At 34.7% G+C, this 25,684-nt stretch carries 29 protein-coding genes and 1 pseudogene; 11 read left to right on the top strand and 19 right to left on the bottom strand.

Annotation, left to right across the window (positions count from 1 at the left end; translation table 11 throughout):
- Positions 1 to 33: 33 nt before the first annotated feature.
- On the top strand, positions 34 to 660 hold the full coding sequence (locus ACJMLZ_RS06175) for a DUF447 domain-containing protein (protein ID WP_405304588.1): 627 nt from the start codon (positions 34 to 36) through the stop codon (positions 658 to 660).
- Here ACJMLZ_RS06175 and ade read toward each other — a convergent pair.
- The 7 genes from ade to ACJMLZ_RS06210 form a co-directional block, all read right to left on the bottom strand.
- Complete coding sequence (ade, locus tag ACJMLZ_RS06180; RefSeq protein WP_405304590.1) at positions 657 to 2,372, bottom strand: adenine deaminase; 1,716 nt, start codon at positions 2,370 to 2,372, stop codon at positions 657 to 659. The two genes, ACJMLZ_RS06175 and ade, sit on opposite strands and share 4 nt — an antisense overlap.
- Positions 2,373 to 2,374: 2 nt before the next feature.
- Positions 2,375 to 3,595 (bottom strand): TIGR00300 family protein, encoded by a 1,221-nt coding sequence (locus tag ACJMLZ_RS06185; RefSeq protein WP_405304592.1) that lies wholly within the window; start codon positions 3,593 to 3,595, stop codon positions 2,375 to 2,377.
- Positions 3,596 to 3,718: 123 nt separating this feature from the next.
- Entirely contained in the window at positions 3,719 to 4,543 is an 825-nt protein-coding gene (locus ACJMLZ_RS06190; RefSeq protein ID WP_405304594.1) for a zinc-ribbon domain-containing protein, read from the bottom strand.
- 12 nt (positions 4,544 to 4,555) lie between these two features.
- Positions 4,556 to 5,485: a zinc-ribbon domain-containing protein gene (locus ACJMLZ_RS06195; RefSeq protein WP_405304595.1), complete on the bottom strand. Its 930-nt coding sequence runs from the start codon at positions 5,483 to 5,485 to the stop codon at positions 4,556 to 4,558.
- 8 nt (positions 5,486 to 5,493) lie between these two features.
- On the bottom strand, positions 5,494 to 6,039 hold the full coding sequence (locus ACJMLZ_RS06200; protein WP_405304597.1) for a hypothetical protein: 546 nt from the start codon (positions 6,037 to 6,039) through the stop codon (positions 5,494 to 5,496).
- Positions 6,040 to 6,054: 15 nt separating this feature from the next.
- On the bottom strand, positions 6,055 to 6,267 hold the full coding sequence (locus ACJMLZ_RS06205) for a hypothetical protein (RefSeq protein WP_405304599.1): 213 nt from the start codon (positions 6,265 to 6,267) through the stop codon (positions 6,055 to 6,057).
- Positions 6,268 to 6,275: 8 nt separating this feature from the next.
- Complete coding sequence (locus tag ACJMLZ_RS06210) at positions 6,276 to 6,770, bottom strand: hypothetical protein (RefSeq protein WP_405304601.1); 495 nt, start codon at positions 6,768 to 6,770, stop codon at positions 6,276 to 6,278.
- Positions 6,771 to 6,885: 115 nt separating this feature from the next.
- Here ACJMLZ_RS06210 and ACJMLZ_RS06215 point away from each other — a divergent pair, with 115 nt between their 5' ends.
- Positions 6,886 to 7,164: a winged helix DNA-binding protein gene (locus tag ACJMLZ_RS06215; protein ID WP_405304603.1), complete on the top strand. Its 279-nt coding sequence runs from the start codon at positions 6,886 to 6,888 to the stop codon at positions 7,162 to 7,164.
- A gap of 40 nt (positions 7,165 to 7,204) precedes the next feature.
- Here ACJMLZ_RS06215 and ACJMLZ_RS06220 read toward each other — a convergent pair whose 3' ends face one another.
- From ACJMLZ_RS06220 to ACJMLZ_RS06240, 5 genes are all read right to left on the bottom strand, one after another.
- Positions 7,205 to 8,539: an NCS2 family permease gene (locus tag ACJMLZ_RS06220; protein WP_405304604.1), complete on the bottom strand. Its 1,335-nt coding sequence runs from the start codon at positions 8,537 to 8,539 to the stop codon at positions 7,205 to 7,207.
- A gap of 124 nt (positions 8,540 to 8,663) precedes the next feature.
- Positions 8,664 to 9,485, bottom strand: a complete 822-nt coding sequence (locus ACJMLZ_RS06225) for a 4Fe-4S binding protein (RefSeq protein ID WP_405304606.1) — start codon at positions 9,483 to 9,485, stop codon at positions 8,664 to 8,666.
- Between the two features lie 14 nt (positions 9,486 to 9,499).
- Positions 9,500 to 10,366 (bottom strand): agmatinase, encoded by an 867-nt coding sequence (gene speB, locus ACJMLZ_RS06230; protein ID WP_405304608.1) that lies wholly within the window; start codon positions 10,364 to 10,366, stop codon positions 9,500 to 9,502.
- Between the two features lie 33 nt (positions 10,367 to 10,399).
- Entirely contained in the window at positions 10,400 to 10,798 is a 399-nt protein-coding gene (locus tag ACJMLZ_RS06235; RefSeq protein WP_292818201.1) for a translation initiation factor IF-5A, read from the bottom strand.
- Between the two features lie 126 nt (positions 10,799 to 10,924).
- Positions 10,925 to 11,278 (bottom strand): hypothetical protein, encoded by a 354-nt coding sequence (locus ACJMLZ_RS06240; protein WP_405304610.1) that lies wholly within the window; start codon positions 11,276 to 11,278, stop codon positions 10,925 to 10,927.
- A gap of 84 nt (positions 11,279 to 11,362) precedes the next feature.
- Here ACJMLZ_RS06240 and ACJMLZ_RS06245 point away from each other — a divergent pair, with 84 nt between their 5' ends.
- The 8 genes from ACJMLZ_RS06245 to ACJMLZ_RS06280 all read left to right on the top strand — a co-directional run bounded on the left by ACJMLZ_RS06245 (position 11,363) and on the right by ACJMLZ_RS06280 (position 19,107).
- Positions 11,363 to 11,824, top strand: a complete 462-nt coding sequence (locus ACJMLZ_RS06245; protein ID WP_405304612.1) for a pyruvoyl-dependent arginine decarboxylase — start codon at positions 11,363 to 11,365, stop codon at positions 11,822 to 11,824.
- Between the two features lie 2 nt (positions 11,825 to 11,826).
- A complete protein-coding gene (locus ACJMLZ_RS06250; protein ID WP_405304614.1) occupies positions 11,827 to 13,674 on the top strand; it encodes a bifunctional NADP phosphatase/NAD kinase in 1,848 nt (615 codons plus the stop codon).
- A gap of 1 nt (position 13,675) precedes the next feature.
- Entirely contained in the window at positions 13,676 to 15,094 is a 1,419-nt protein-coding gene (gene cfbE, locus ACJMLZ_RS06255; RefSeq protein ID WP_405304616.1) for a coenzyme F430 synthase, read from the top strand.
- A gap of 134 nt (positions 15,095 to 15,228) precedes the next feature.
- On the top strand, positions 15,229 to 16,098 hold the full coding sequence (gene hemC / locus ACJMLZ_RS06260) for a hydroxymethylbilane synthase (RefSeq protein ID WP_405304618.1): 870 nt from the start codon (positions 15,229 to 15,231) through the stop codon (positions 16,096 to 16,098).
- A 14-nt stretch (positions 16,099 to 16,112) separates the two neighbouring features.
- Complete coding sequence (locus tag ACJMLZ_RS06265; RefSeq protein ID WP_405304620.1) at positions 16,113 to 17,069, top strand: Gfo/Idh/MocA family oxidoreductase; 957 nt, start codon at positions 16,113 to 16,115, stop codon at positions 17,067 to 17,069.
- A 9-nt stretch (positions 17,070 to 17,078) separates the two neighbouring features.
- Positions 17,079 to 17,690, top strand: coding sequence for an orotate phosphoribosyltransferase-like protein (locus tag ACJMLZ_RS06270; protein ID WP_405304622.1), 612 nt, complete (start codon positions 17,079 to 17,081; stop codon positions 17,688 to 17,690).
- Positions 17,691 to 17,786: 96 nt separating this feature from the next.
- A complete protein-coding gene (locus ACJMLZ_RS06275) occupies positions 17,787 to 18,161 on the top strand; it encodes a hypothetical protein (RefSeq protein ID WP_405304624.1) in 375 nt (124 codons plus the stop codon).
- 1 nt (position 18,162) lies between these two features.
- The gene (locus tag ACJMLZ_RS06280; RefSeq protein WP_405304626.1) at positions 18,163 to 19,107 is read left to right on the top strand and encodes an ARPP-1 family domain-containing protein; all 945 of its coding nucleotides are present in this window, start codon (positions 18,163 to 18,165) and stop codon (positions 19,105 to 19,107) included.
- Here ACJMLZ_RS06280 and ACJMLZ_RS06285 read toward each other — a convergent pair.
- The 6 genes and pseudogenes from ACJMLZ_RS06285 to mtrA all read right to left on the bottom strand — a co-directional run.
- Positions 19,102 to 20,763, bottom strand: a complete 1,662-nt coding sequence (locus ACJMLZ_RS06285) for an N-6 DNA methylase (protein ID WP_405304628.1) — start codon at positions 20,761 to 20,763, stop codon at positions 19,102 to 19,104. The genes ACJMLZ_RS06280 and ACJMLZ_RS06285 overlap by 6 nt on opposite strands.
- Complete coding sequence (locus tag ACJMLZ_RS06290; protein WP_405304630.1) at positions 20,760 to 21,320, bottom strand: hypothetical protein; 561 nt, start codon at positions 21,318 to 21,320, stop codon at positions 20,760 to 20,762. Before ACJMLZ_RS06290 ends, ACJMLZ_RS06285 begins: the two co-directional genes overlap by 4 nt.
- A 45-nt stretch (positions 21,321 to 21,365) precedes the next feature.
- Entirely contained in the window at positions 21,366 to 21,755 is a 390-nt protein-coding gene (locus tag ACJMLZ_RS06295; RefSeq protein WP_405304632.1) for a hypothetical protein, read from the bottom strand.
- 25 nt (positions 21,756 to 21,780) lie between these two features.
- Positions 21,781 to 22,143 (bottom strand): hypothetical protein, encoded by a 363-nt coding sequence (locus ACJMLZ_RS06300; protein ID WP_405304634.1) that lies wholly within the window; start codon positions 22,141 to 22,143, stop codon positions 21,781 to 21,783.
- Between the two features lie 408 nt (positions 22,144 to 22,551).
- Positions 22,552 to 23,736, bottom strand: a complete 1,185-nt coding sequence (locus ACJMLZ_RS06305; RefSeq protein WP_405304636.1) for a coenzyme F420-0:L-glutamate ligase — start codon at positions 23,734 to 23,736, stop codon at positions 22,552 to 22,554.
- 366 nt (positions 23,737 to 24,102) lie between these two features.
- A pseudogene (mtrA, locus tag ACJMLZ_RS06310) lies at positions 24,103 to 24,633 on the bottom strand (tetrahydromethanopterin S-methyltransferase subunit A); the annotation flags it as partial.
- A gap of 109 nt (positions 24,634 to 24,742) precedes the next feature.
- On the opposite strand from mtrA, the gene ACJMLZ_RS06315 reads away from it, so the two are divergent.
- Entirely contained in the window at positions 24,743 to 25,288 is a 546-nt protein-coding gene (locus tag ACJMLZ_RS06315) for a phosphatase PAP2 family protein (RefSeq protein WP_405304638.1), read from the top strand.
- On the opposite strand, the gene ACJMLZ_RS06320 is transcribed toward ACJMLZ_RS06315, so the two are convergent.
- On the bottom strand, positions 25,277 to 25,567 hold the full coding sequence (locus ACJMLZ_RS06320) for a hypothetical protein (RefSeq protein WP_405304640.1): 291 nt from the start codon (positions 25,565 to 25,567) through the stop codon (positions 25,277 to 25,279). The two genes, ACJMLZ_RS06315 and ACJMLZ_RS06320, sit on opposite strands and share 12 nt — an antisense overlap.
- Positions 25,568 to 25,684 lie beyond the last annotated feature (117 nt).

Raw genomic sequence — 25,684 nt, forward strand, 5'->3', positions numbered from 1 at the left:
ATGTTTTTTAATTAAATAAAAATAATGATAACTATGGAAGTTGATTTAAGTTTAATAGGAATGGAAAAAGGAAAACAGTATGAAACAATCATTACTACAAATGATTGTGAAAATCTTCAAAATGCCGCACCCATTGGAGTATTGTGTGCCGGAAAGGACATTATTTTAAACCGCATTTTCAAAGGAAGCCACACACTGGAAAACATTATCGCCCAAAAGGAGTTTGTAGTCAACATCACACATGACCCCGAATTATTCCTAAAATCAACATTTGGAAATTTGCCTGAAAGTTATTTCAATGAAGACAATACCCTGAAATGTGCTGACGCCTATTTTAAATGTGAAGTAATCAGCTTAAAAGAGGCCGTCAAACAAAGTGATCCAATCAAAAAGAAAGGCGAAGCCATAGTTATAAAATCAAAAGTAATCGAATTGGTCATCAACAAACCTACCAATGCATTCAATAGAAGTTTCGGTTGCGTTATAGAAACCTTAGCGAATTTTTCACGTTTTGATTTGGTTGATGAGCCTCAAAAAGAATATTATTTAACCAGATTTAGAGAATGCAGCCGTATTGTAAATAAAGTAGGTTATAAGCAGGATAAAATTGCAATGGGAGAAATAAAAAAAGAATTGGAAAAAAGGGGATATGAACCCTAATCTCTTATAACATCCATAAATTCAAATGCATCACCATCAAACAATCCCTTATCAGATAGTTTAATAGAAGGAATTACCAATAGGGACATGAAAGCCATTGTCATGAATGGTGAGTCTAGGTCACAGCCCAGCCCAATTGCCCTTTTATGCAATTTTTCAAGTTTGTCGGAAACTTCATAAACATCTTCATTACTCATCAAACCAGCAATCGGAAGAGAAAGTGACTCTTCGAAGTCATCACCGACAATAGCAAGTCCGCCCATATTATCAATAACTATATTGGCTGCTTTAGCCATCATTTCAGAATCGCATCCGATTACAACAATATTATGTGAATCATGAGCTACAGAGGATGCAATAGCTCCATTCTTAAGATTAAATCCAGTGATAAATGCATTTGATACATTATTACCACCGTATCTTTCAACCACCGCTATTTTCAATACATCCTGAGAAGTATCTGCCTGGACTTTACCATCTATGCATTTCAGTTTAGCTGTTTTCTTTTCAGTTAAAAGTTCACCATTGAAACATTTGATGACATTAACTTCACAATCATCCCCTTCAAATGATATTTCAAAGTCTTCAGCTGTCTTTTTGGAAGCATTGATTGAATTTTTAGGTGAAACTTCCTCCACATCAAACAAAACATTCTCACCATCAAAAACGCATTCCCCATCGATGTAGGTCTTCAATACATTGAAGTCATATAAATTGTCGACAATTATAAAATCAGCTTTAGCTCCAACTACAATTGCCCCTCCATTAATTCCATAGTGATTTGCAGGATTGATTGTAACAAGCTGAATGGCTTTCATAACATCGATTCCTATCCTAACTGCCTTTTCAAGGGATTTGTCAAGGTGGCCTTCAATCAAATCGTTAGGATGTTTGTCATCACTTACAATAAATTCAAATATCGGAGTTGGCAATCTTCTCCAGATTACCTCCATAGGCACCAAACCAAATATTTTTTGGTTTCTCAATATGTCAATCTTAGTCGGAATATCCAATAGAGCCTCCATATTTTTAGCAGATGACCCATCACGAGCCATAATTTTCATGCCTTTAAGTGTTTTGTCCATAGCTTCAGAGAAATAACTGCATTCATGTTCAGTTGATATACCTTGTGCTACATATAAATCTAATTTTTCCCCATTTAACAGAGGAGCATGACCGTCAATAGGTTTTCCGGATTGCCTTGCAACTTCCAATTTTTTTAGAACTTCCTCATCACCGTTGATGACACCAGGATAATTCATCATTTCACCAAGCGCAACCATCTCATCTTTTTTGAGCAAAAATTCTATATCGTTATGGTCTAAAACTGCACCCGATGTCTCAAAAGGAGTTGCAGGTACACAAGAAGGTGCTGTAAAATAAAAATTGAATGGAACTTTAGATGCATTATCTATCATGAATTCAATAGCATCAATTCCACCAACATTTGCTATTTCGTGCGGATCACAGACAACAGAAGTGGTACCATGGCGAACCGCAATCTTAGCAAACTGCTGTGGAGTCACCATACTGCTCTCAATGTGGATATGCGAATCAATCAAACCTGGAAGAATAACACCTTCAACATCTATTACCGTATCCTCCTCTAGAAAAATTAACTCAATCTCCTTGAAGATTCCATCTTCAACAACCATTCTAACCGGATAAATAGCTTCAGTTAAAACATCCAACATATAAGCTGTGAATTCCATTTTTACTCCTCCTGCAATGCATTATACAGAAGTGGCAGGAATGTTCCAATATCTGTAACAATACCTACTACCTGTGCACTTCCCCTATCGGACAATTTTGTAACTGTAGATGGGTTGATGTCTACACAGATACTTTTAACTCTTGAAGGGAGCAGGTTTCCGGTTGCAATGGAATGGAGCATTGTTGCAATCATGATAACCATATCCACTTCCTGTGCGTATTTTCTCATTAGCTTTTGAGCTTCAACTACATCAGTTATGACATCCGGAAGAGGCCCATCATCACGAATAGATCCGGCAAGAACAAATGGAACATCGTTTTTGATACACTCATACATTATTCCTCCTGTTAAGGTTCCATCCTCAACTGCCTCCCTTATTGAGCCTGAACGGTTGATTCTATTGATTGCCCTCATATGGTGAGTGTGACCATGTGCAACAATTTTTCCGGTTTCCACCTCAATACCCAAAGAGGTACCAAAGAGATTTGACTCAATGTCATGAGTTGCTAAAGCGTTTCCGGCCATAATAACATCTATGTAACCGTCTTTAACTAAAGAGGCCAAGTATTTTCCAGAACCTGTGTGCACAATAGCAGGACCTCCGACTATACCGATTTTTCCCCCTTTAGCTTTGATTTCCCTCATTTCTTTTGCAATACCATTGATTAGATTCATTAATGGCTTTTCAGAGGATACCTCACTGTTCATGAATTCAAATACCTGCTGTTCATCTCTTGACCTGTGAGGAGGTGTTACCTTAACACCATCAAGGCCAACAACTATTTTATCGCCCACTTTAATATCTGCTATTGGCTTTACAAAAGCCCTATTTTGCTCTTCGTCAACGACAACCAAACAGTCCATTTCAATTTCTTCAACAGGAATCCAGTTGCCTTTGTAAAAAATATGAGTGGTGTGATTGGATGATGAATAAAAACCTTCAGGAGCAACTTTATCTTTAGATGCCGCCACAAGATTAACTTCCTTAATCTCATCGATTGATGCACCTAGAACAGACAGTTCATCTAAAATGGACTCTAACAATTCGGGAGAATCTGCTTGAACTTCAATTTTTGCATGACTTACATCGGATTTTTTGCGTCCAACATCGATTTCCAATATATCAAATTCCCCACCTTTGTCCATAATTATGCCCATTGTTTTAGTCAATGTCAATGAGTCGATAATATGGCCTGAAAGCTCTATAATTCTTTTATCCATAATATTAATGCTCCAATTAGTTAATATTATAAATATATGTTTTGGTGATATTTAATGATTGTTATGGTTGAAAAAAAGAAAAAAATAAGTTGAAGTCCTGATTGGCCAATCCTAAAAAAAAGATTATAACCAGGATGCGAAATTACCTGCAATTTCCCGAATATTCTTTTTTAAATAGACATTTGAAACATAAGCGCAGATTATTCCCAAAATAATCAACAATAGAATCTGGCCGCCAAAAAACCATTCATAAAGTCCTGCTACAAAGGAACCATACCAAAATTCAACCAATGGATTTTCCAATATTCCCAATATTAAACCCACAATTGCACCCATCACAATTGCATTGGCTTCATTATCGACAAGTCCCGCGAAAAATCCGACGCTGATAATAATTGCTATGATAAATGAAACCCATGAAAATCCAATCAGCAATCCTAATGAGGACAATATAATAGAGACTATTAACGTGATTACTGTCGGTTTTAAGATTGTGTTTAAATTGATTTTATCCACAAAACCTTTATCAGAATCAGATGACTGAATCATTTCTTTGGTTTTTTCTCCAGTGAATATATTAGAGCCACATTCCGGACAGAATGTGGTGCCCTGATTCACTATAAATCCACAATTAGGACATTCCTTATTTATCTCAGGCTGTTTCTGTTCTATTTTAGCGCCGCAAGTCGGACAAAATAAAACATTTTCCGGAATTTCAGACCCGCAGCCTTCACATTTTGGAACTTCGTTAGCCTCATCCACTTTATTTCCGCATTTATCACAAAATGCGGCATCTTCTTTTAAAGTTGCACCGCAATTACTGCATGTTATATTATCACCGGATTGCGGTTCCGGCGATTCAGCAGCACCGGTTAAATCGTTTCCACAATTTGGACAGATGTTCCAATCACCGGTTATATCAATTCCACAACGATTACATTTAGCCATATTTTACACCAATTAACCGAATAATAAATCTTTCTTGAGTTGATCAAACTCTTCCTGGGTTATTGCACCGCTTTCGAGTAATTCTTGGTATTCTTTAATTTGTTGAGCTTTAGTCGGCTCGCCAGATTGGTTTTCAATAACCACAGTTTGAGGTTTATCTCTTAAAGCCTCATATAAATCCACTAAATTTTGACCGAATTCATAACTTGGAAGTCTGATTTCATAAGAGGTGTTATCAACCAATTTTATCAATAGCCTATCAAACATGTCCGCACTGTCATTGTTGGCAACCATATCCTTAAATCTTGTTGCTTTAAGAGAAGCTATTTTATTTTGGATATCCCTTCTGATATCATGCGGAGATGTCCAAGCCCTTTTTGTAATATCCTCATATCGGCTTTCATCACCTAATCTTTTAGTGACCCTCATTGAAACAATTTTATCAAAATAAAAATTATTTATACCCGCATTGACTTTTTTAAAGTCCCTGTTATCAATTTCCATGAAAACAAATTTATTTTCTTTGATTAAGAAAAATCCATCAATTTGAGTTTCATTACCTATGAAATTACCCGGATTATAACCTGAAACCCATTTATTAATTGTTTTGTGTTTTGATGATGATTTTTCCAACATGTTGAAACGTTCAACACTGGTCAGGAAATAATCTTCATCCTTAATTCCAAATTCCTCTGCAAGCTTATCATATCTGGCAAGAACTTCATCACGCCTAGCATTCCATTCCTGCTGCCTGAATGAGACAGATGCCCCACTATCCAATTTGTGGCCACATTCAACACAGAAATTTGTGTTTTTGGAGTTTTTGGTTCCGCATTTTGGACAGACATCCGAATTGCTTTCATATTTTTCTACTTTCTCACCACAGTTAAAGCAAAAGTCAGATCCAACAACTTCCGCTCCACAGTTACTACATTTAACCATTCAATCACCTACTGTTGATTAATTGTTTTTCTAATCCTATTTCCCCAATCCTTTTCTTCAATGTCATTTACAGTGCTTTGAAGATTATTGGATACATCAGATATGGATGAATTCAAGGCATTGATCTTATTGTCCATAATATCAATTTCCAATTTCATGAACCCCTTTTCAATGTCTGTATAGGTTTTAGAATTCTCCTCTGAAATCATTTCAATGCCATTTCCCTCGTTTAGCATATCCATCAATCTTAGGAACACATGTTCCTGGTGCTGCTTTTCATATTCCTTAATATCTGAAACGCTGTAAACCTTATCCAATAACATTTTAATTACATTAATGAAATCTTCCCTGTCTGAATGACCATTAACATTATTTGGAAGAATATCAGTTTTTAGCAGGAATACTGAATCGATTTCTTCGCCTTCTTTTAAAACTAAGGAATATCCCTTATTTTCAATGTAAACTAAAGCGATTGATTTTCCGTCATAAATATCAACTTCAACTTTAGCGAACTCTTTTGGTATAGATAAAAAATCCAAATTACGCACTAACATTTAATCACCTTAACACTATTTAATGAAATCTTTAGCAAATTTTCCAATTAAATAAATTACAAGACCAATAGCAGCTATAATAAATATTATACCAAAAATATAGCCAATCAATCCAATAAAAATAGGAAGAACGTACCTAAGAGTAGAAATTACAATAATCAGTATGATTATTGAAATGACAATTCCCAAGCCCAATCCAAAATTTTCAAAGATTTCACCAATATCCATTTTATCACCTATTTAAATTCAACAGAATCTGCATATCTTTTCAAATCATCAAGATGGTGTCCACCAACAAAAACAGCTTTGCTTCCATCATCATTTTTAACGCCTACAAGATATGGAGGCATCACTTTCATGCCAAGGTCATTAGTTAAAACCAATGAATTTCCATCATCCTGAACTACTTGGTAAAAATAAGATGTTGTAAGGTCATTGACTGCATGCTGCCATGCATTTGATTCCCCTTCCACCAGATAAGAATCATTATAATAAAAAATCATGATGTCATCCTGTTCCAGTTCACAACCAGTATTATCATCCAAATATTCCCTTGAACAACCCAATGCCCCATTTGGAAGGCAATATGCCACATCCGTAAAATGTTGGCCTGCAGGAATGTCCATTGTAAACAATCCGTCGAAATCCTGATTGGATTTAAAGGAAGTTACAGCCATTATGGAAGTTAAAGCCAATATAATCATCAAAATTAAAATAACCTTTTTGTTCATGAACTCCACCTCATGTGTATACCTAATTATGTTACACACATAATATAAACATTGCTATTAGCATGCTAATATCATATACATATCCATAAAATAGCTAAAGTTTATAACTAAAATCATGAATAAAAAGGATGACATGAGCATAATTTCATTACTTGCAAGGTCAAAAAAGAGAATCAACGTTTTGAAATCACTTGAAAATGAAGATAAGATACCTTCAAAAATCAGTAAAGACATTCACGATAACAGCAATCATGTATCCAAATACTTAAAGACCCTAAAGGAAGCCGAACTTGTGGAATGTCTTAATGAAAATGACAAAAGATACAGATTCTACAGCATCACCGATAAAGGCAAATACTACTTGGATAAAGTTGAAAAAGATTATAACGACTAATTTTAAAAAAAAAGAAAAAATTAAACTCACATCTGTGAGTTTAAAGTCCGAAGAACAGGTATATTATAAATACTATTACAAGTATCCACATACCCCAACTTAATTTATCTTTATTAGCAGCAAGACTTGCGATTGCATAAACAACGAATCCCCATGCAATACCTAAAGAAATGGAGTATGTTAAAAGCATCATAATAATTGTCATGAATACGGAAGCTGCAACGACTAAACTGTCCCATTGAACTTCTTTCAATTGCACAATCATTAAAATACCTACAATCACTAATGCGGCACATGTAACCGGAGAAGTGAACAATGCCAATATCAACGGAGTGAAGAATATTGATAATATGAATAAAATACCGGTGACAATAGCTGTTAAACCTGTTTTACCGCCTAAACCAATACCTGTTGCACTTTCTACATATGCAGTAACTGTACTTGTACCGAATATTGCACCAATAATACCTGCAACAGCATCTGCTAAAAATGCGTTTTCAATACCTACAGCCTGACCTTTTTCATCGATGAATCCGCATTGTCTACCTAATGCCATCAAAGTTCCTGTTGTATCAAAGAATGTAACGAATACAAGTGAGAACAGCATCATAATCAAGTTTGGAATATTAGTAAATAACTGTCCGAATCCACGTACAAATCCTCCGAATAAGGATAAATCAAAACTGGTAGTGATGAATTGTGCCGGAACAGAAGGCATCAACATGTCACCCGCACCGAATCCTAATGCAGTAAATATTATACCCACTATAGCTGTAACAACCAATCCGACAAATACTGCAGCAGGGAATTCCCTTACATATAAAATCAAGGTAATTACAATACCTATCAATGCAAGAAGTGCCGGAGCGGCCATAAGGTTACCCATGGTAACGAAAGTTGATGGATCAGCTACAATAATGCCTGCACCTTTCAATCCTAAGAATGCAAGGAAAAATCCGATAGCAGCACCGATACCGAGTTTTAAATCAAGAGGAATTGCATTTAAAATAGCTTCCCTTAAACCAGAAATAGTAATAATTAAAAAGATTATGCTTGAAATGAATACTGCTGCAAGTGCAGTTTCCCAAGTGTTTCCCATTGTCAATATAATAGTATATGTAAACAATGCATTTAGTCCCATACCTGGAGCTAATCCGACTGGATACTTAGCAACTAGCCCCATAATTATACAAGCTATACCGGAAGCAACAGCTGTTGCGAATAATACTCCGGTAGCAGGCATTCCCCCATCCGCCAAGATGACAGGGTTTACACCTAAAATGTAAGCCATAGCAAGAAATGTGGTGATACCTGCAATGATTTCAGTTTTGAAATCAGTTCCATTTTCCTTAAATTTGAAAAAATTGTCCAACATATAACACCTCATCAGAAAAACGTAATAATTCCGATATAAATATTTATGTAAAATTAGTGTTATAATATTATCGATAATTTTTCATGATTAATCATGAACTGAAAAGATTATAATAACGAAAAAGTTAAAGTTTTAACGCGTTGTTTGGACAATCATGAATACATCTCAAACATAAGATGCATTCAGTTCCATTTTCCCTTTTTCTGGAATTATTTAGCATGTCCACATCCATTGGACAGTTTTTGATGCATTTTCCACATACATTGCATTTATCGTTGTTAACAGTAACTCTTAAAAGTGAGAAGTAACTGGTGAATTTAAAAAATACAGTTATTGGACAAACATATTTGCAGAATGCACGATTGTCCTTTAAATGATATGCCAATGCAACCCCTACAATGTAATACAGGATATTTCCGGCAAGGAATGTGTAGAATATTATTTCATCCAAGTTATTCATTTTGAATATGAACAGTAAAACTACAAAACAAAGGATTGCCACAAACAGAACATATCTAAAGTAACCCCAGTTTTTTCTTTCATGATTTGGGGTCTTGTAAGGCAGCAAATCAAATATCATTGCTGTCCAACATGCATATCCGCACCATCCCCTTCCAAAGAGAAACGGTCCGGCAATTTTGGCAATCAAAAAGTGAATTACTGCAGCTTCAAAAACACCTAAAAAGAGATAATACCAAAAGCCCGAAAGTGACAGACTTTCATGCCCTAAAATGCTTACGTAAAACAGCAAATATGATCCGACAACAAGCATTATCAAATTACGACCATATTCATGACCATTACCTATCAGAAAAATACCCATTGCAATTGCAGTCCCTATAAACAGAAAATTGAAAATGAAAAAGTCATTTCCAGTTATAAAATAAACAATACCCGCAATCAAAATGAAAACTGATTCCATAATCAATGGCGCTTTGATGTTCATAATATCCAATTAAATTATTCGACTAGAGTTAAAAAGTCATAAATTATTTTGGCCGCAACAACAGCTGTAGGGTCTCCCAATTCCTTGCTGGCGGTCTCCACAACATCCAAACCCACGACATTTTTGCGGCATAACGTTTCAAGGATTGTTTCAATGTCATGCACAAATAACCCCCCAGGAGTTGGATTTCCAACATTAGGCGCAATAGCCGGATTGAAAACATCCATATCTATTGAAATGTAAATTGGCCCTTCGATGTTTGTCAAATAATACTCGATTGCATCCATGTGCCTGTGAACATCCCTATTTTTGAATGTTTGAATATTGAATGTTGATTTTATGAACTCCTCCTCATCAAGGGATGATGACCTAATTCCTATTTGAACCAAATCCACACCAGTTTCATGCGCCCTCCTCATTACTGTCGCATGTGAGTATTTCTCTCCGATGAATTCGAATGCAAGATCCCTGTGAGCGTCCAAGTGTATTACAGTTATTTTATCATATTTTTCGCTCAGTGCCTTGATGGCCCCAATTGAGGCTGAATGTTCGCCTCCGATTATGATTGGCTTTAGATTTAATGTTAAAAGCTCATTGACTGTATCCTCAACGATTTTACAGGTCTTTTCACAGTTTCCTGGAACGATATTTACATCACCAAAATCATAAAAAATAGTTGTTAAGTCTTTATTAAAAACAGTATTGTATTTTTCAAAACCAAATGATGCTTCGCGAACAACAACTGGTCCCAAACGTGATCCGGAATGATAAGAAGTAGTGCTGTCAAATGGAACTCCGATAATTCCATATGAATTTCCTTCGATATTTTCACTTTCCTGTGAAAATGCGAATTTCCATGGTTCGTATGTATTTAAAAGCATAATTTTTCTAAAAAAGGAAAATAAGTAGAGAACTTAAGCAGATCCTCTAGTTCTCATTATTTTCATGTTTCCTAAAGCAACAATGTATTCAACTTCAATACCTTCAACGATGTCATCTTTCAAGTCATCTGGCATTGGTAAGTCGATGGTATCATAGTTTTCCATATCCATAATTTGAACATTGCTACCTTGGATAGATATAACTTGTCCTAATCTTTTGTCAATGATTGGAATATCTACTTTGTTATCTACTGGTTTAACAAGACTTCTTTTTTGGTTATCGAATACACCGACTGCTTCAATTCTTGCTTTAGCAGCTCCGTGTTTACCAGGAGATGAAGTAGTATAACTGATAATCTTACAAGCTTCTCCGCCTAAAACAATATATTTTCCTACTTTTAAAGTTTTAATCTCTACAACTTTTGTTGACATTAATTTTCCTCCATAATTAAAAACCGGTTTTTTATAATCTTATAATAAGGAATATTATTAGATTAATATAAACTATATCTTCTATTTTATATAAAGTATTCGTTTATTTTAGAAAATTTGAAAAAATTAGACCAAACCGTTATTAATTGAATACAGCCAGAGGGAAACCGCCGAGAGAAATAGGATTAGCAAAACCCAAACAACCAAAAAGACCTTTTTTGAATCGCTTTGCCCTTTAGTAATATAGCTTTCATTCGGCCTGTCGCTGGATGTTTTTCTGGTGTTTTTATACTCCTCATCATTTCTTAAATAGTTATAGAATGCACGAGAAATAAAATAATAAATCACGACGAATGCAATGCCAATAAATGGAATGGAACCTCCATTAAAAAAGACCACTGCAACTGATGAGGTTAAAAGCATCAGCAGCATGAACAGACATGCCGACAGAACAATTGATAAATATTTATTAAAAATCATTAGGTACACCTAAATTAACATTTGGATTTCATAATTAAAATATTTTATTAGATAGAAAAACTAAAAATTAAAGTAAGTGATAAAATGAAAATAGCTATTGTCAGTGGAAAAGATGAAGGCCCAACAAAATTAAATGCTTTCGATAATGCTTTAAGCAATGCGGGAATTGGCGATGTAAACTTAATTAAAGTATCCAGCATGCTTGCAGGAAATGCAGAGATTGACGAATTGCCCAAACTTAAAGCAGGCTCTATGGTCAACTGTGTTTTATCAGAAGTTACATCAGATACACCCGGAGACATAATAACCGCAGTCATAGCAGTAGCTATCGGAGATGAATTAGGTTGTGTAGTTGAAACAACTGGAATCAACAAAAAGGAAAGTGAACTAATTATTGAAGCTCAGGATATGGTTAAATACATGATGGATAAACGTAATGTTGATATAAAAGATTTAATCATCAAATCAGCTACAACAACAGTCAAAAACATTGCATCTGTTGTTGCATCGGTAGTTTATCTGGAAGATGAAATAATTGAGGGATAAAAATGGATGCTCAGGATAAAAAAATTGCAACTGACCTTTCTTATGAAATCATTAAAGAGGTAAGCCGTGCCATACGGCCTTATGTTGGAAAACCCGAATCGGGCGAAAAGGTAAAAATGGGAGCAGACGGGACACCAACATCATTAATTGACATTATTGCAGAAGAAAAAGTCATAAATATCTTAAAGAATGCCCCAGTACTTTCATATATTGTAAGTGAAGAAATCGGAGAATTGAAACTGGGAAAGGGAACTAAAAAAAGCATTAGTTTAACCCACGAGTTAAGACGTGATGATATAGAAGATGAAGACAAGCCAAAATTCATATTTTTAGTTGATCCGATTGATGGAACAAGCAATGCGGTTAAGGAAATTCCTGCTTTCGGCATTTCAATAGCTGTTGCAAACGTTCCGGATGGCAGATTAGCTACTTTGAATGATGTTGAACTGGGTTTTATCAGCAACTTTGCAAACGGTAACTTCTTCGAAGCTGAAAAGGGAAAAGGCTGTTGGCTAAACAATGAGGAAGTCCATCCAAGCACAAACATCAACATCAGCAACATGACCCTTGGAGGATTTACCAAAAGCGGAACATCTGCAGCTTCCCAACTGGTTGACAATGCAAGAAGAATGAGAGTGCTTGGAAGTGTGGTTTTGGAGCTATCTTATGTTGCAAGCGGAAGATATGATGCATTCCTTGACCTTAGGGGAAGTCGAATACTGGATATTGCAGCATCAAAATTAATCCTTGAAGAAGCCGGAGGAATTATCACCGACAAATACGGAGAAAAACTGAACAGCAAATTGAGCATCCATGAAAAAGTTATAGTTGTTGCAGCAAACAATAAAATCCTCCACAAGCAAATGATTGATATCCTAAACGATAATCAAACTGATTTTATTGGGAAAATAGGAATTGCAAGCAGAATTGATCAGGACCGCCCAATACTGTTTTCAGCAAAAATCATCGATTATCTGCTCACAAACGGCCGTGAAGTCATAATCGAAAAAAGGCTTGCCAAAAAACTTGAAGAAATGAAGACCAATCCAAATCTGGATAAAATCATTGAAAGAACCAAAAAGCAATACCCCGACATTGCCCATTTGCTGGACAACATCAACTTCAAAATCGACTACAAACAGATTTCCTGCGGAATTCTTGATTTTGACTGCGACATGGTAATAGTTTTAGGTGGAGACGGAACCTTGCTTAGAGCACAATCCAAACTTAAACCTGAGATTCCGATTTTTGGAATAAACATGGGTACTGTTGGATTTTTAACAGAAATAGAAGCAAGAGACACATTTATCGCTCTTGATGACGTTCTGAAAGGAGATTACTACAAGGAAAAAAGAACAAAACTTGTCGTATCCCACGAAAACAACCATTACTCTGCAATGAATGAAGTAGTGATAATGACCGAAAAACCTGCAAAAATGCTTCACTTCCAAATAAAAGTGGATGGAGAGACAATTGAAGAGGTAAGGGCTGACGGATTGATCGTTTCAACACCAAGCGGTTCAACAGCCTATGCGATGTCTGCTGGAGGACCAATTGTTGATCCTAAAGTTGGAGGATTCATTATAATCCCAATTTGTCCTTATAAGCTTGGTGCAAGACCTTTCATCGTATCCGACAACAGTGAAATAACAGTGAAACTGCTTAAAAAAGGTAAAAGTGCTGTGTTTGTAATGGATGGTCAGAGAAACGAAGAAGCCGAATATGAAGAGGAAATCAAGTTTAAGAAATCCCACAAAAACGTTTACCTAATCCGAACATCCACCAAATACTTCTACAAAAAAGTTAAGGATAAGCTTAGCGAAGGCGGAATAAACAATAATCGGTGCTAAGATGCATTACCTTGTAATTGATTTGACCCATGGCGGAGTTAAAATAGCCATCAGCCTTGCTAAAGAAGGCAAAATAGTATATGCATATGACATTTACAATACTTTAAGTCCCATTGACCGCGAAATGATGGGAATATATGATATACAGATTATAGATTTAGATTACCTGGCAAACCTTAAGGGAGACATTACCGTCATATCCCCCATCCACTGCCCATTGACCGAAGATGAAATCATAGAATTCAACCGCGATTTAAAGTATACTTTTTTAACACACCACCAGGCCATCGGAGAGATTCTAAAAGGCTGGGGCGAAGACATTTTAAAAATTGAGGTAACCGGAGTTAAGGGTAAAACAAGCTGCGTCTTTATGCTAAAAGAAATCCTGCTTGATGAAAACCCCCTAATATTGTCAAGTCTTGGTGCTCGGCTATATGAAAATGATAAGGAATTCATCCTGAAAAAGGACATTTCAATTACCCCTGCAAACATAAAGGAAACAATTGATTTGGCATATAAAATCGCAAATCCGATTTGCCAGATTGCTGATGGAACAGTGAAAAGTCCGAATCTCCGAAAGTACTCATCAGCCATATTTGAATCTTCACTAGGGGTTAGCGGTGTTGGTGATGTTGGCCTTTTAACAAATGTTGTTGAAAATTATCCGATTGCGAAAAATAAAAGTACCGCCGCCGAGGCAAAAAAACAAGTATTCAGATGCCCAGTTGTAGTATGTGATAAGGAAAGTCTTGATAAATACTATTCCAATGTTGACCATCCCAAAATTAACTCATTTTCGCTAACTGATGACACTTCTAATCTATATACAGAAAATATTAATTATTCAATTGATCTAACTGAAATTGATATCAAATACAGGGACGTCAAAACAATTTCAGGAAAAAGTTTGAATGGGAAGATTTCTATTAAGACATTTGCACCCGGCCCCCACCATGTTTTAAATGTATTGGGAGTTGTTTTGACTGCTTTATCATTAGATATAAACCATGCTAAAATTATCAAAGGACTGGCTAATTTTAAAGGAATTACTGGAAGAACCAACAAAAGAAGTAACGGCAATTTGATTGTGATTGAAGAAATCAATCCTGGAATCAATACCGAAGCAATCAGGCAATCTATTGAAATGATAGAAAATATTGACGAATACTACATTTCAGTTGGTGGGGATTATGGAATTACCTGTGAAGAAATTGATGAAGACAAGGTTTCAAAGTATTTGGATGAAATTGAATGTAATATCATTCTTACTGGTGATGTGGGCTATTCAATTTTAAATAAAATGTCTAAAAAAGTCCCATATCTAAAAAACTACAATCAAGTTTATGATATGGCTTTAAAAGATAATAAAAACCTTCTTTTTATTTATAGGTCCAATTATAGCAAAGTTTCACAAAGATGATTTAAACTGATTTTTTGGCTAAAAATTGAAACATTTAATAATTAATAGCAATAAAAATTAACAATGTAAAACTGGAAAGTCATTTCCAGTAATAATTAATTTTTCTTAGAAAGAAAAATTCGGAGATTTAAATAATGATTGTTGGAACTCGCGGAAGTCAATTAGCACTCGCTCAGACAAAACAGGTCTGTAGAGACTTGTCAAAACTAACTGGCGAAGCAATTGAAACAGAAATTATTAAAACTAAAGGAGATAAAATCACCACCTCCCAACTTTACAATATGGATTCAAAAGGTCTTTTTACAAAGGAACTGGATATTGCACTGCTTGAAGAGGAAGTTGATTTTACTGTACATAGTTTTAAAGATTTGCCTAGCGAACTTGATGAAGATTTAGAAATTGTTGCAGTTCCAAAACGTGAATCTCCTAATGAAGTCCTCATATCAAATAAAACTTGGGAAGAGTTAGGGCCAGGCTCTAAGCTTGGAACCAGTAGTCTTAGAAGAGAAGCTTTTTGTAATCTCCATGAAAAAGACTTTAGTTTGCAACCAATTCGGGGAAATATTGAAACCAGAATTGATAAAGCCCTAAATAGTGATTTAGATGCAACAATAATGGCTGAAGCAGGACTTAAGAGATTAAATCTAACCAAATACATCAAAGAAGTATTTCCACTAGATTACATTACTCCGCCAGCAGGCCAAGGCGCATTAGCTATCATCACCCGTAAAGATTATGATAAAAAGGACAGAATTGCAAAATTGAATCATTATATATCCATGCAAGAAGTATTTGCAGAAAAAAAAGTGCTTGAAGAGCTGGGTATTGGTTGTCAATGGCCAATCGGAGCCATAGCACGGATGAACGATAAAGAATTTAGTATATATTCAATCTTATTAACAAAAGAAGGAGAAATCCTTAAAGAGCAAACCGAAAAGGGTTCTATTAGGAATGCTGTTGAATTGGGTAGGCAAATTGGAAAACTTTTCGGAGATTATGTCTAAACGGAGGAATTAAATTGAGAACTGTAAACGTAGGAGTAATTGGTGTAGGTGCAATGGGTGAAAACCATGTTCGTGTATACCATAAAATGGAAGAAGCTAACTTGATTGCTGTTTCAGATGTAAGTGAAAGAGCACTTAAAAAAATTGAGAAAAAATATGGCGCCAAAGGTTTTACGGAATATGATGATTTGCTCAATGACCCTGATATTGAAGCTGTAAGCGTATGTGTGCCGACCACATTTCACCACGCCGTTGTGATGGAGGCCATCAAACATAAAAAACATGTCTTAGTTGAAAAGCCAATCGCATTTACATTAAATGAAGCTGAAGAAATGATTGCTGCTGCAAAAGAAGCAGGAGTTCTCCTTGCAACAGGACACGTGGAAAGATTCAATCCGGCAGTTCAAAAGGCTAAAGAGCTTATTGATGATGGAGTTATCGGTGATATCGTTTCCGCTTTTGCAAAAAGGGTAGGACCGCTTCCACCAAGAATAAAAGATGTTGGCGTTTCAATCGACCTTGCAATTCACGATTTAGATATTATGAACTACTTATTTGAAGAAGAAATTACTCAAGTTTACGGTACAATGAACAGCAGTTTTGATGACAGCGAATTTGAAGATCATGCGGAAATCATGGTAAGTTTCGATAACGAATCTACTGGAATTATCGAAGTGAACTGGTTAACTCCATATAAAAGGAGAGAATTGGAACTAACCGGAACTGCTGGAATTATTTCTGTAGATTATATCCAACAAAGCATTGAAGTTTACGGAAAATTTGCTCAGGATATTCAAATTAAACATGACGAACCTTTAAAAGGTGAATTAAAATCATTCCTCAATTCAGTTGTTGAAGAAAAAGAACCTGAAATAACTGGTGAAGATGGACTTAAAGCTCTTAAAATGGTTATTGCAGCTAACAAATCCTCTAAAGAACATAGACCAATTAGTTTAGATGAACTTGAATAGGTGAGATAAGTGAAAGAAAAATTAATCCAAAAGGCTCAAGAACTTAGACAGCACGGTTTTACTACTGGTGAAATTGCAGATGAACTTAATGTGAGTATGGATACTGCAAGATGGTTAACATTGCAAAAGCCAACTGAAGAAAAAACCGATGCTCCAACTGACTTTGCTATTAACTGGAAAAGTATTGGAGGCAACTCAGCACGTTTAAGATATGTTTCCAGTGCATTAAGTGACATGACATTAACATATGGAGAAGCAGAAGTTGTCTGCGGAATTGCAGTTAGTGGAGTGCCATTTGCAACCATGATGGCTGATGTATTAGAGGACATGACAGGTTTTGAAACTTCACTCGCTATTTTCCACCCAAACAAACATAGGAAAGATAGTGACGAAACCTCCGACGAGGGTACAATAAGTACCAACTTCGGAACCGTTGAAGGCAAAAAAGTCGTAATTGTAGATGATGTCATTACCAGCGGGAAAACAGCTCGCGAAGTCATTCACACAGTAAAGGATTTAGGCGGAGAACCAATCTGCGTTACTGTGTTGATTGATAAAGCAGGCCTTTCCGAAATTGAGGAAATTCCTGTCGAATCTTTAATTAAAGTTAGTAGATTATAATCTACTAAATTTTTGTTATTTTTGAATTTATTTTACAAGACACTTAAATGAAAAATTTAAATACTCTCTAACATAAAATATACACAAGGTGATAACATGGAAATTATAGATTGGAGCGAAAAAGATATTTTTATCACAATAAATGCATTTTCAATGTTTCATGGCGTAAAACCATTTAAAACCGGGAAAATAATGAAACTGACCAAAGATACAGCCAATACATACGACAACGAAGCGATAGCATGTGAAATGAGATATTTTGGTAGAGTAGGATTCGTTGCAAACAGCGTGAATACCGTTGTTAAAGGGTGCATGAGTGCAGGAAGAGTATACGATAAAATTGAAGATGGATATTTTGCAGAAGTTAAGTTTCTCACAAAAAGTGAGGCAATAGCTAAAATACTAACCATGGATGAATACCTAAAAGAAATTGAAAATCCTGAAAGTGACGTTCATTATTTAAGTGATTGAAATGATACTTGAAGATAAAGATATTGGATTTGATATGGAGGTTTTGAATCCACAAGTTCATGAAAATATGGCCGTAATCCCATTAAAGAGCAAAATTTCATATAAACTAGATATTTTAACACTTAAAAAAGGTTTGGAACTGGGCCTTGTTGAAGTTAAGGAATGTGAAAAGAGTACAGTAAACACAATTATGGTTACAAACAATGCAGTTACACCACTGATTCTAATTGACGGCGAGGAAATTCTTGGGGCAAAACAAAACCGTATCGTGAACAACACATTGCTGATAGCTCCAAAAACAACACAATCAATTTCAGTGAGCTGCACAGAACACGGCAGGTGGAAACATACAAGCGAATTCAGGCAATCAGATTATATTGCAAACTTTAAGACCCGTCGTGTGAAAGAATATGCTAGCAGAGGCAACGGAAATACTCAAAGTGCAATATGGAATTCAATAAGTTGTCTTGAAGAAGAAAATTCATTTAAATCCCCTACAAGCGCGATGTCTGAAAGCTACGATAACCTTAAAGTTGACCATAACGCATTTTTAAAGGCCTTTGAAATAGTGGATGGGCAATGTGGCGTTTTGATTATTCAAAATGGTGAGATAAAAGGTTTTGAAATATTTTATAATCCTCAGATCTATAAAGAATACCATAAAAAAGTTTTAAGAAGCTATTTAATTGACAATAAAGTTGAAAATACAACATTCAGCATTAATGTTGATGAAATTAAAAGCTTTATAGATGATGCGAATTACCTTGCATTTGACAAAAAAGAAAGTGAGGGCATGGAAGTCAAATTTGAATTTGAAAATGATGACGGTCTTGGAAGCCTCTATACATATGATGATGAAATACTTCACTTTTCATATTTCAATAAAATGGAGGACAGCATTCCGGATGACATGAATGAACAAATGCAAGTTGGATACGCACTATAATCTGATATCCAGCTCAGCCATCATCTTATCTATTTTTTTATTCAATTCATCCATTTTCTCATCAATCTCATGCTTATCTTTCTTTAAATCCTTAAGATTAACGAATATTCCCTCATAAGTATCAACATATCTTGAAACGGTTAAATTGAAATCGTTTTCACCCAATTCATTTAAACTGATAAGCTGTGAGAATTTTTCGATTGTTTTTCTTTTTGTGAATACGTCCATGACTTTATTCAATGTTTTTTCATCCAGAATTAAATTACGCTTAAATACCCCTGGAACAACATTTTTAGGTCTGACAAGATCATAATCCTTTGAAAAGTCAATGAATAATATATCATCCCTATTTCTATTCTTTTTAAATACTATGATAACTTCAGGCCTAATTGACCTGCTTAAATCTTCAGGAAGGGAAATGATAGTGTCAATGTAGTTATTTTCATAAGTCAAAAATTTCCTTAACTTTGTCAATGACTTTTTAAACAGGAAGTTTTGAGAAACTGAAATTGCCATTATTCCATCTTCCTTAAGTGAGTTAATCATATTTATGACAAATAAAAACTCACTTTCAATTAAATGTTTATATTCATCATCAAAGTGAATAATATTATTTTTTTCAACAGATTCAACCTTTTTTTCCAAGACACTTAAAGCATTGAGCAATTCTTCATCTTCAACTAATTCCGACAGATCATATTTTGAAATCACTTGCTCTTTTATATCCTTTTTATTCGGATTTGGGGCTTCAAGATTCTGTCTTGGATAAACATCCTTAGAGTATCTGTTTGGAATTTTTGACACAATCACATCAAACAGCTCATCATCAAATGACATTGCCTCGATTGCATCTTCTTGCCTTAAAAATACTCTATCGAAATCATATTCATAAATGAATGCCTTAATTAAAGTATAAAAATAAAATAACTCATTTGATTCCTTACCATATACCAGTGAGCCCAGTGCATTTGAAACACTGATTAAATTAGCCCCATCCCTCATAAATGGGTCGTATACACTTTGTGCGGAATCTTTTTCTGTGGTGATGATTTTTTCAAGAATTTGTGTAATGTATTCTGGAGTTCGAATTAATCTGATTTGTCTTGCTGATGCAATCAAATCATAACATTTGCGGAATGTCAATTCACTTTCCTCGATATCGAGCTTTGAAACATACAATAAAAAGTTGCTGACAAGCAGTTCCTGTTCGGCATCATAACTCATCCGATAGAATCTGGTCTGCTTTTCAACATACTCAACAATGGTTTTGAAATATTTCTCACATGGATTATTTTTACTGAATACAATATTTTTCTTCAAATCAAGCAGGAATCTTGGATCTATTAAATCATCGATGAATGCGTTTCCAATGAACTGGTCAATGTATACATCATAGCTTTCAATGAAATAACCCAAGTCATTTAAAGCAATCTCCCTGATTTCTGCTTTACCTTCATCAGTCATGTAAAAAATTCTTAAATCATCCCCGCTAGCACCAAACTGGTTTAATAGATGGTGTTTAAGTTTATCAGATAAATATTTGTATAAAAATGCATATAACATTAGATAATTGGCATTATTGGAAGATTTTAAACGTCTGCCATTTCTAATCAAATAATTAAGAATATTTTCATTGTGGGATTTTGTTTTTCTCATTGTGAATCCTCCCAAATTTTATTCAATATTCCTTCCTTGAGGTTTCTGTCATAATCAACCAGTTTCAAATCTTGCGCTATTTTTTCATTAATGGTGTTTAACAGTTTACCGTATTTGACCTGTGTGGCGTAATCAGGTATGACCAGCTCCAGCTCTTTGATTTCCTTTATGGAAGTGTGGGGTATTTTTTCAGTACTTCCAAGTTCATAGAGTTGCTTTTTAACATGAGTATTTGTAAGCAAATGTGTAATAAATGATGCATCAAAACCTTCATTTAGACGGATTATTGCAATCCTGTCGCTGATAACCAAATTTTCCTGACTAACACAGACAACATCATAGGGGTAGGGCATTTTCATCAAAATATCCTCTTTTTTGGTAAAGTAGTGTGGTTTAGGTTGTTTTAATCGAATATTTTCAAAATCTTCCAAGATTCCATCTTTCTTAATGGATCTCTGAACAATAACATCAAATGATTGTGATTCATCATCAACATATCTTCTATATGAAAGACCTGACGATACATCAGCAATGTCTTTAAGTTTTACTTTGTCCATATTTTTAGCCCCTATAATAATTTTTATATTTTAAAATATAAAAAATTAGGTTCCAAAAACCCTATTTGGAACCATATTTGCACCAATGGTTTTAGCCCAAAGAGCTATGTGGTGCGGCACTTGGTGGTATTCTTCAATGTATGTGAAAAAGGTTAATCTTTTCCACATCATATACATTGATTTGAATAATGATAATTGGTCGAAATAAGCATGTTTGCGGTTATATGACTTTTGCCAGACTTGGTATTCCTGGCATCGAAGCAGGTACTTGATTTCCCTTCTAAGCACATCCATCTGCCGGTACTCCTCTGGAAGAGGAGGGTTTGACAGATTGTAATAGTCATTTTGAAACTGCCTTATTTTCTTGTTTAAAAGTTGCTCCCTTTTATAATAGTCATTATCCCTGTGTTTTCTTGTTGAATTTCTTCTTCTCATGGCTGGCCCTAAAAATTAAAAAGGTTTATTGGTATAAACCTCCAAAGTCGTCCTCCACATCAGTGTTTTGTGGGATTTCCTTTTGATCGATTTTTTCGGCAGACACGCCACCAATAACCCCAACACTTTGAATGTTTGATTTCAAAACGGCAGTTGAAGTGATTCCAGGCCCTTGTGGTGACAACACGAAAAGGTCAAGGAATGTATCATCCTCTGCGACGATGAATGCAGGCTCGATACATTCAGCCGCTTTTGTTTGCACTTTGATTAAAATGTGCTTTGCTTCAGATTCCCCCTCGATTCCAATTTCTTTTCTGATATTTTCATCAAGGTTTTTAACTTTTTCGGACCAATTTATAACGTTTTCATTGTTTTTTAAGTTGTTCATAATTGTTTTCTCCCATTATTTTATTGATGTTCACCTTAAAAGATAAGACATGTGAACAATGGTGATATCTTTTTTTGAAATATACTTGATACTTCATATGTACATTTTTGGTAAAAGTACATTTGTGTAATTATACTAAGATTAATTTAGTATATAAACTTATCGGTAATTACATAATAATTTTTTAAAAAATGCAAATTTTACCAATGTAAGTAATAATATGAATTAGGTTATATATAAATGTTTGTATTTTTTTAAAAAGTGCAAATATGAAAACATGCCAAAGCATTGGGGACACGAAAGTTACGGCAAAAACCCTAAAAAATCTTAAAAAAATAGTAAATAAAATGAGTTTATGCATTTCGAAGGAAAACTGCAAAACTCTTGAAAAAAAATGGAGTGGATAATTTAGTCATCAGCCAAATTATCAAAGTATCCTTGGATAAATATAACCGGTGTTCCCTTATCTCCAGAACCGCTTGTCAAATCACATAATGAACCGATTAAATCAGTCAATACCCTTGGAGTGGTTCCTTCAGTAATCATTTGTCCAGTTAAATCTTTATCTTTTTGTTTAATTTCATTTTTAATAGCTTCTTTTAATTCATCGCCTTTTAAATCAGCGAATTTATTATCGGAAACATATTTCAATTTGATTTCATTTGGATAACCGATTAATCCATCGGTATGTGCTGGTGAAACAACTGGATCTGCTAGCTCCCAAATTTTTCCAACAGGGTCTTTGAATGCCCCATCACCGTAAACCATTACTTCAATTTGTTTGCCTGTAAGATCAATTAATCTTTTTTGAACTTCCTTAACCAATTTGTCTCCGGTTTTTGGGAATAATTTTAATCTTTCTTCAGTTGCTTTGTTGGAACCTAAGAGTCCGTAATCTGGGTTACAACCGGAACCATCAATGGATTCTGTTAAAACTTCATGCAGGCCATATACATTAGCCCCCATGCTTTTGAGCAATTTTGTGGTTTTGTATCTTGTGTGAATGTCACAAGTTAAAACATCATCAACATAATCAAGGATTGTTTTCACGTCATTTGAAAAGACAAATTCAACTTCACAGTCTTCACTTTCGATTAATTCACGGTAAAAATCAATCATGTTAATTCCAGTGAAAGGATGTTTCCATGATCCGAAAGTTTCAGCGTATTCACTTTCTGAAATTACACTTCCTAAATTGTACTCGCTTGCATCTAAAATAGATTCATCCAAAATACCGTTTCCGACTTCATCTGCAGGGAAAGATGTTAAAAGGGTGATTTTGTCCATTGCCCTTGCAATACCTTTTAAGATAATTGAAAATCTGTTTCTACTCAAGATAGGATTTACAACTCCGATGTTTTTGGATGGAAACTTGTTTTGTAAATCTTTAGTAACATCATCTACAGTTACATAGTTACCTTCTGAGATTCCCACAACAGCTTCAGTAATTGCAACAACATCCTTGTCTCTAAATTCGAATCCTTCAGCCTCTTTTGCTTGCATTAATGAATCCACAACAATAGTTGCTAAATCATCGTTTTCTTTAATAATTGGTGTTCTTATACCACGTACTACAGTACCAACACATCTCATTTTTTATTACTCCTAATATAACAATAAAGGTTTTTCTAAATACAACTAAAAAACCCATTAAATATATTAATTTAATCATATATTAATTTTTTCTAAAAAAAATTATAAAATATACGGAATTTACTTTCCGGCGATGAGTTTTAAAAACATCAAAAACGATTAAAACAAGGAATAATCTTTTAAAAAGATGTATATTATAATTAAATTATTTAGACATTGTTAATTAAAAAACAGAGAAAAATACATGAGTTTAAAGAGTCAGATTTTAGGGTTCGAAAAATAGATTGAATATAAAAAACTAACAAAAAAAAATAATAAATAAGAAGAAGCTTATTCATCTTCTTTCTTATCATCTTTCTTATCTTTTTTTACGATTTTCATTTTTTGTTCTTCTTCATCAACTTCCATAACAATTGGATCTTCCTCAAGTGCCCCAGGATCTTTTTCTACACATTCATTAATCTTGGATTGAATAGCACCAATCTCTTCAGTATCGATTAAGTCGACGATTTCCAATTGTTGCTGGAATCTTTCAATACCGTCGAGAGGAACATTTTCAACGAATGGAATAGCTCCGGTTGCTCCGATAATTTTCTTTTTATCCGGATCTGCTCCGTTTTCATATAATGCCTTAATACTTTGACCTGTAATGTGTCCTTGTACTTCAGCACCTGTTACAATCAAGAAACGAATGTTTGGATTTGAGATAATGTTTGCAACTACTTTTTCTATTCCTAAGTTTTCTGTTTTACATGGTCCAGCAATTGCAGCTCCACTCAATTCAGCTTCAATGTGAGAAGCAAGAGTTGTTACAGCCACTGGGCTTTCAGGGTCCCCCACAATATAGTCCCCACTAATTACTGGCCAACCATCTGCAGGAGCTTTTTTATCAGCCATCTTGATATCCTCCTTAAATCTATATTGATGGATATATTTTAAAATATATTTAAATATTTTGTAACTTTTCAGGGTAATAAGTATTAACCAGTAAATGCAATTTTATATTATGGATTTGAATACACAATTATTTTATTTCATTAACAATGGATTGAGCAATCCCCATCTTGATGTTTTGATGCCTCATTTGTCGGATTTTGGAGGGATTACCTTTTATGCCTGCCTTTTTATTGTGTTGCTGTTAATCACCCGCAAAGATGTTTTCGGATTGAATAAATATTACCCATTGGTTAAATTGTGTATCTGCTCACTTATCCTATGTGTCTTGATTACAGCCTGTTTAAAATTGTTTTTTTCATCACCTAGGCCATACCTTGTTTTGGAGCATGTGAATATCCTAACATCATCCGTTGATCCGAACTCATTCCCCTCAGGACACAGTTCAACAACACTGAGCGTGATGACAGTGCTGTTCTTAAAGGCAAAGGATTATTTCAAACATTTTAATCTAATAAGATGTGGCACAATCATTTATGCATTCCTGATACCATTTTCAAGAATCTACATTGGCATGCATTTCCCGTTTGATGTTGTGGTTGGGATTGTTATTGGGATGGTAAGTGGTGTTGTGGCAGTAAAGTATCTAAAAGTATAACTCAGAGGGTTTTCCGATGTATTCAAAGTCATCCTTATTTTCGAGATATTTGACACCGATGACTTTTTCATCACTGAAACATGTGACGACGCTCATTCCGTCATTGGGATCAATCACGATGACTTTAGTGTTATCTCCGCTTTCAGCTTCAATCTTAATAATGCCATCATTTTGAATTAGTTTCGGTTCTTCAAATTCTTCTCCCACATCAGTTGAAAACCAGTGCTGAGGCAATTTTATTCTGATTCCTAAATCGTCCAATACGTCTTTTACATGCATAATTACACCTTTTTAGAGTAGTTAATATTAGTTTATTTGTTTTATATTTAAATATTTTGTAACTTTACAAGGGTTAAAAGTAGTTTTTAAAAGAAACTTATCGATGAATGCTATTGG

The sequence above is a fragment of the Methanobrevibacter sp. genome (genome assembly GCF_045126245.1).
Lineage (GTDB): Archaea > Methanobacteriota > Methanobacteria > Methanobacteriales > Methanobacteriaceae > Methanocatella.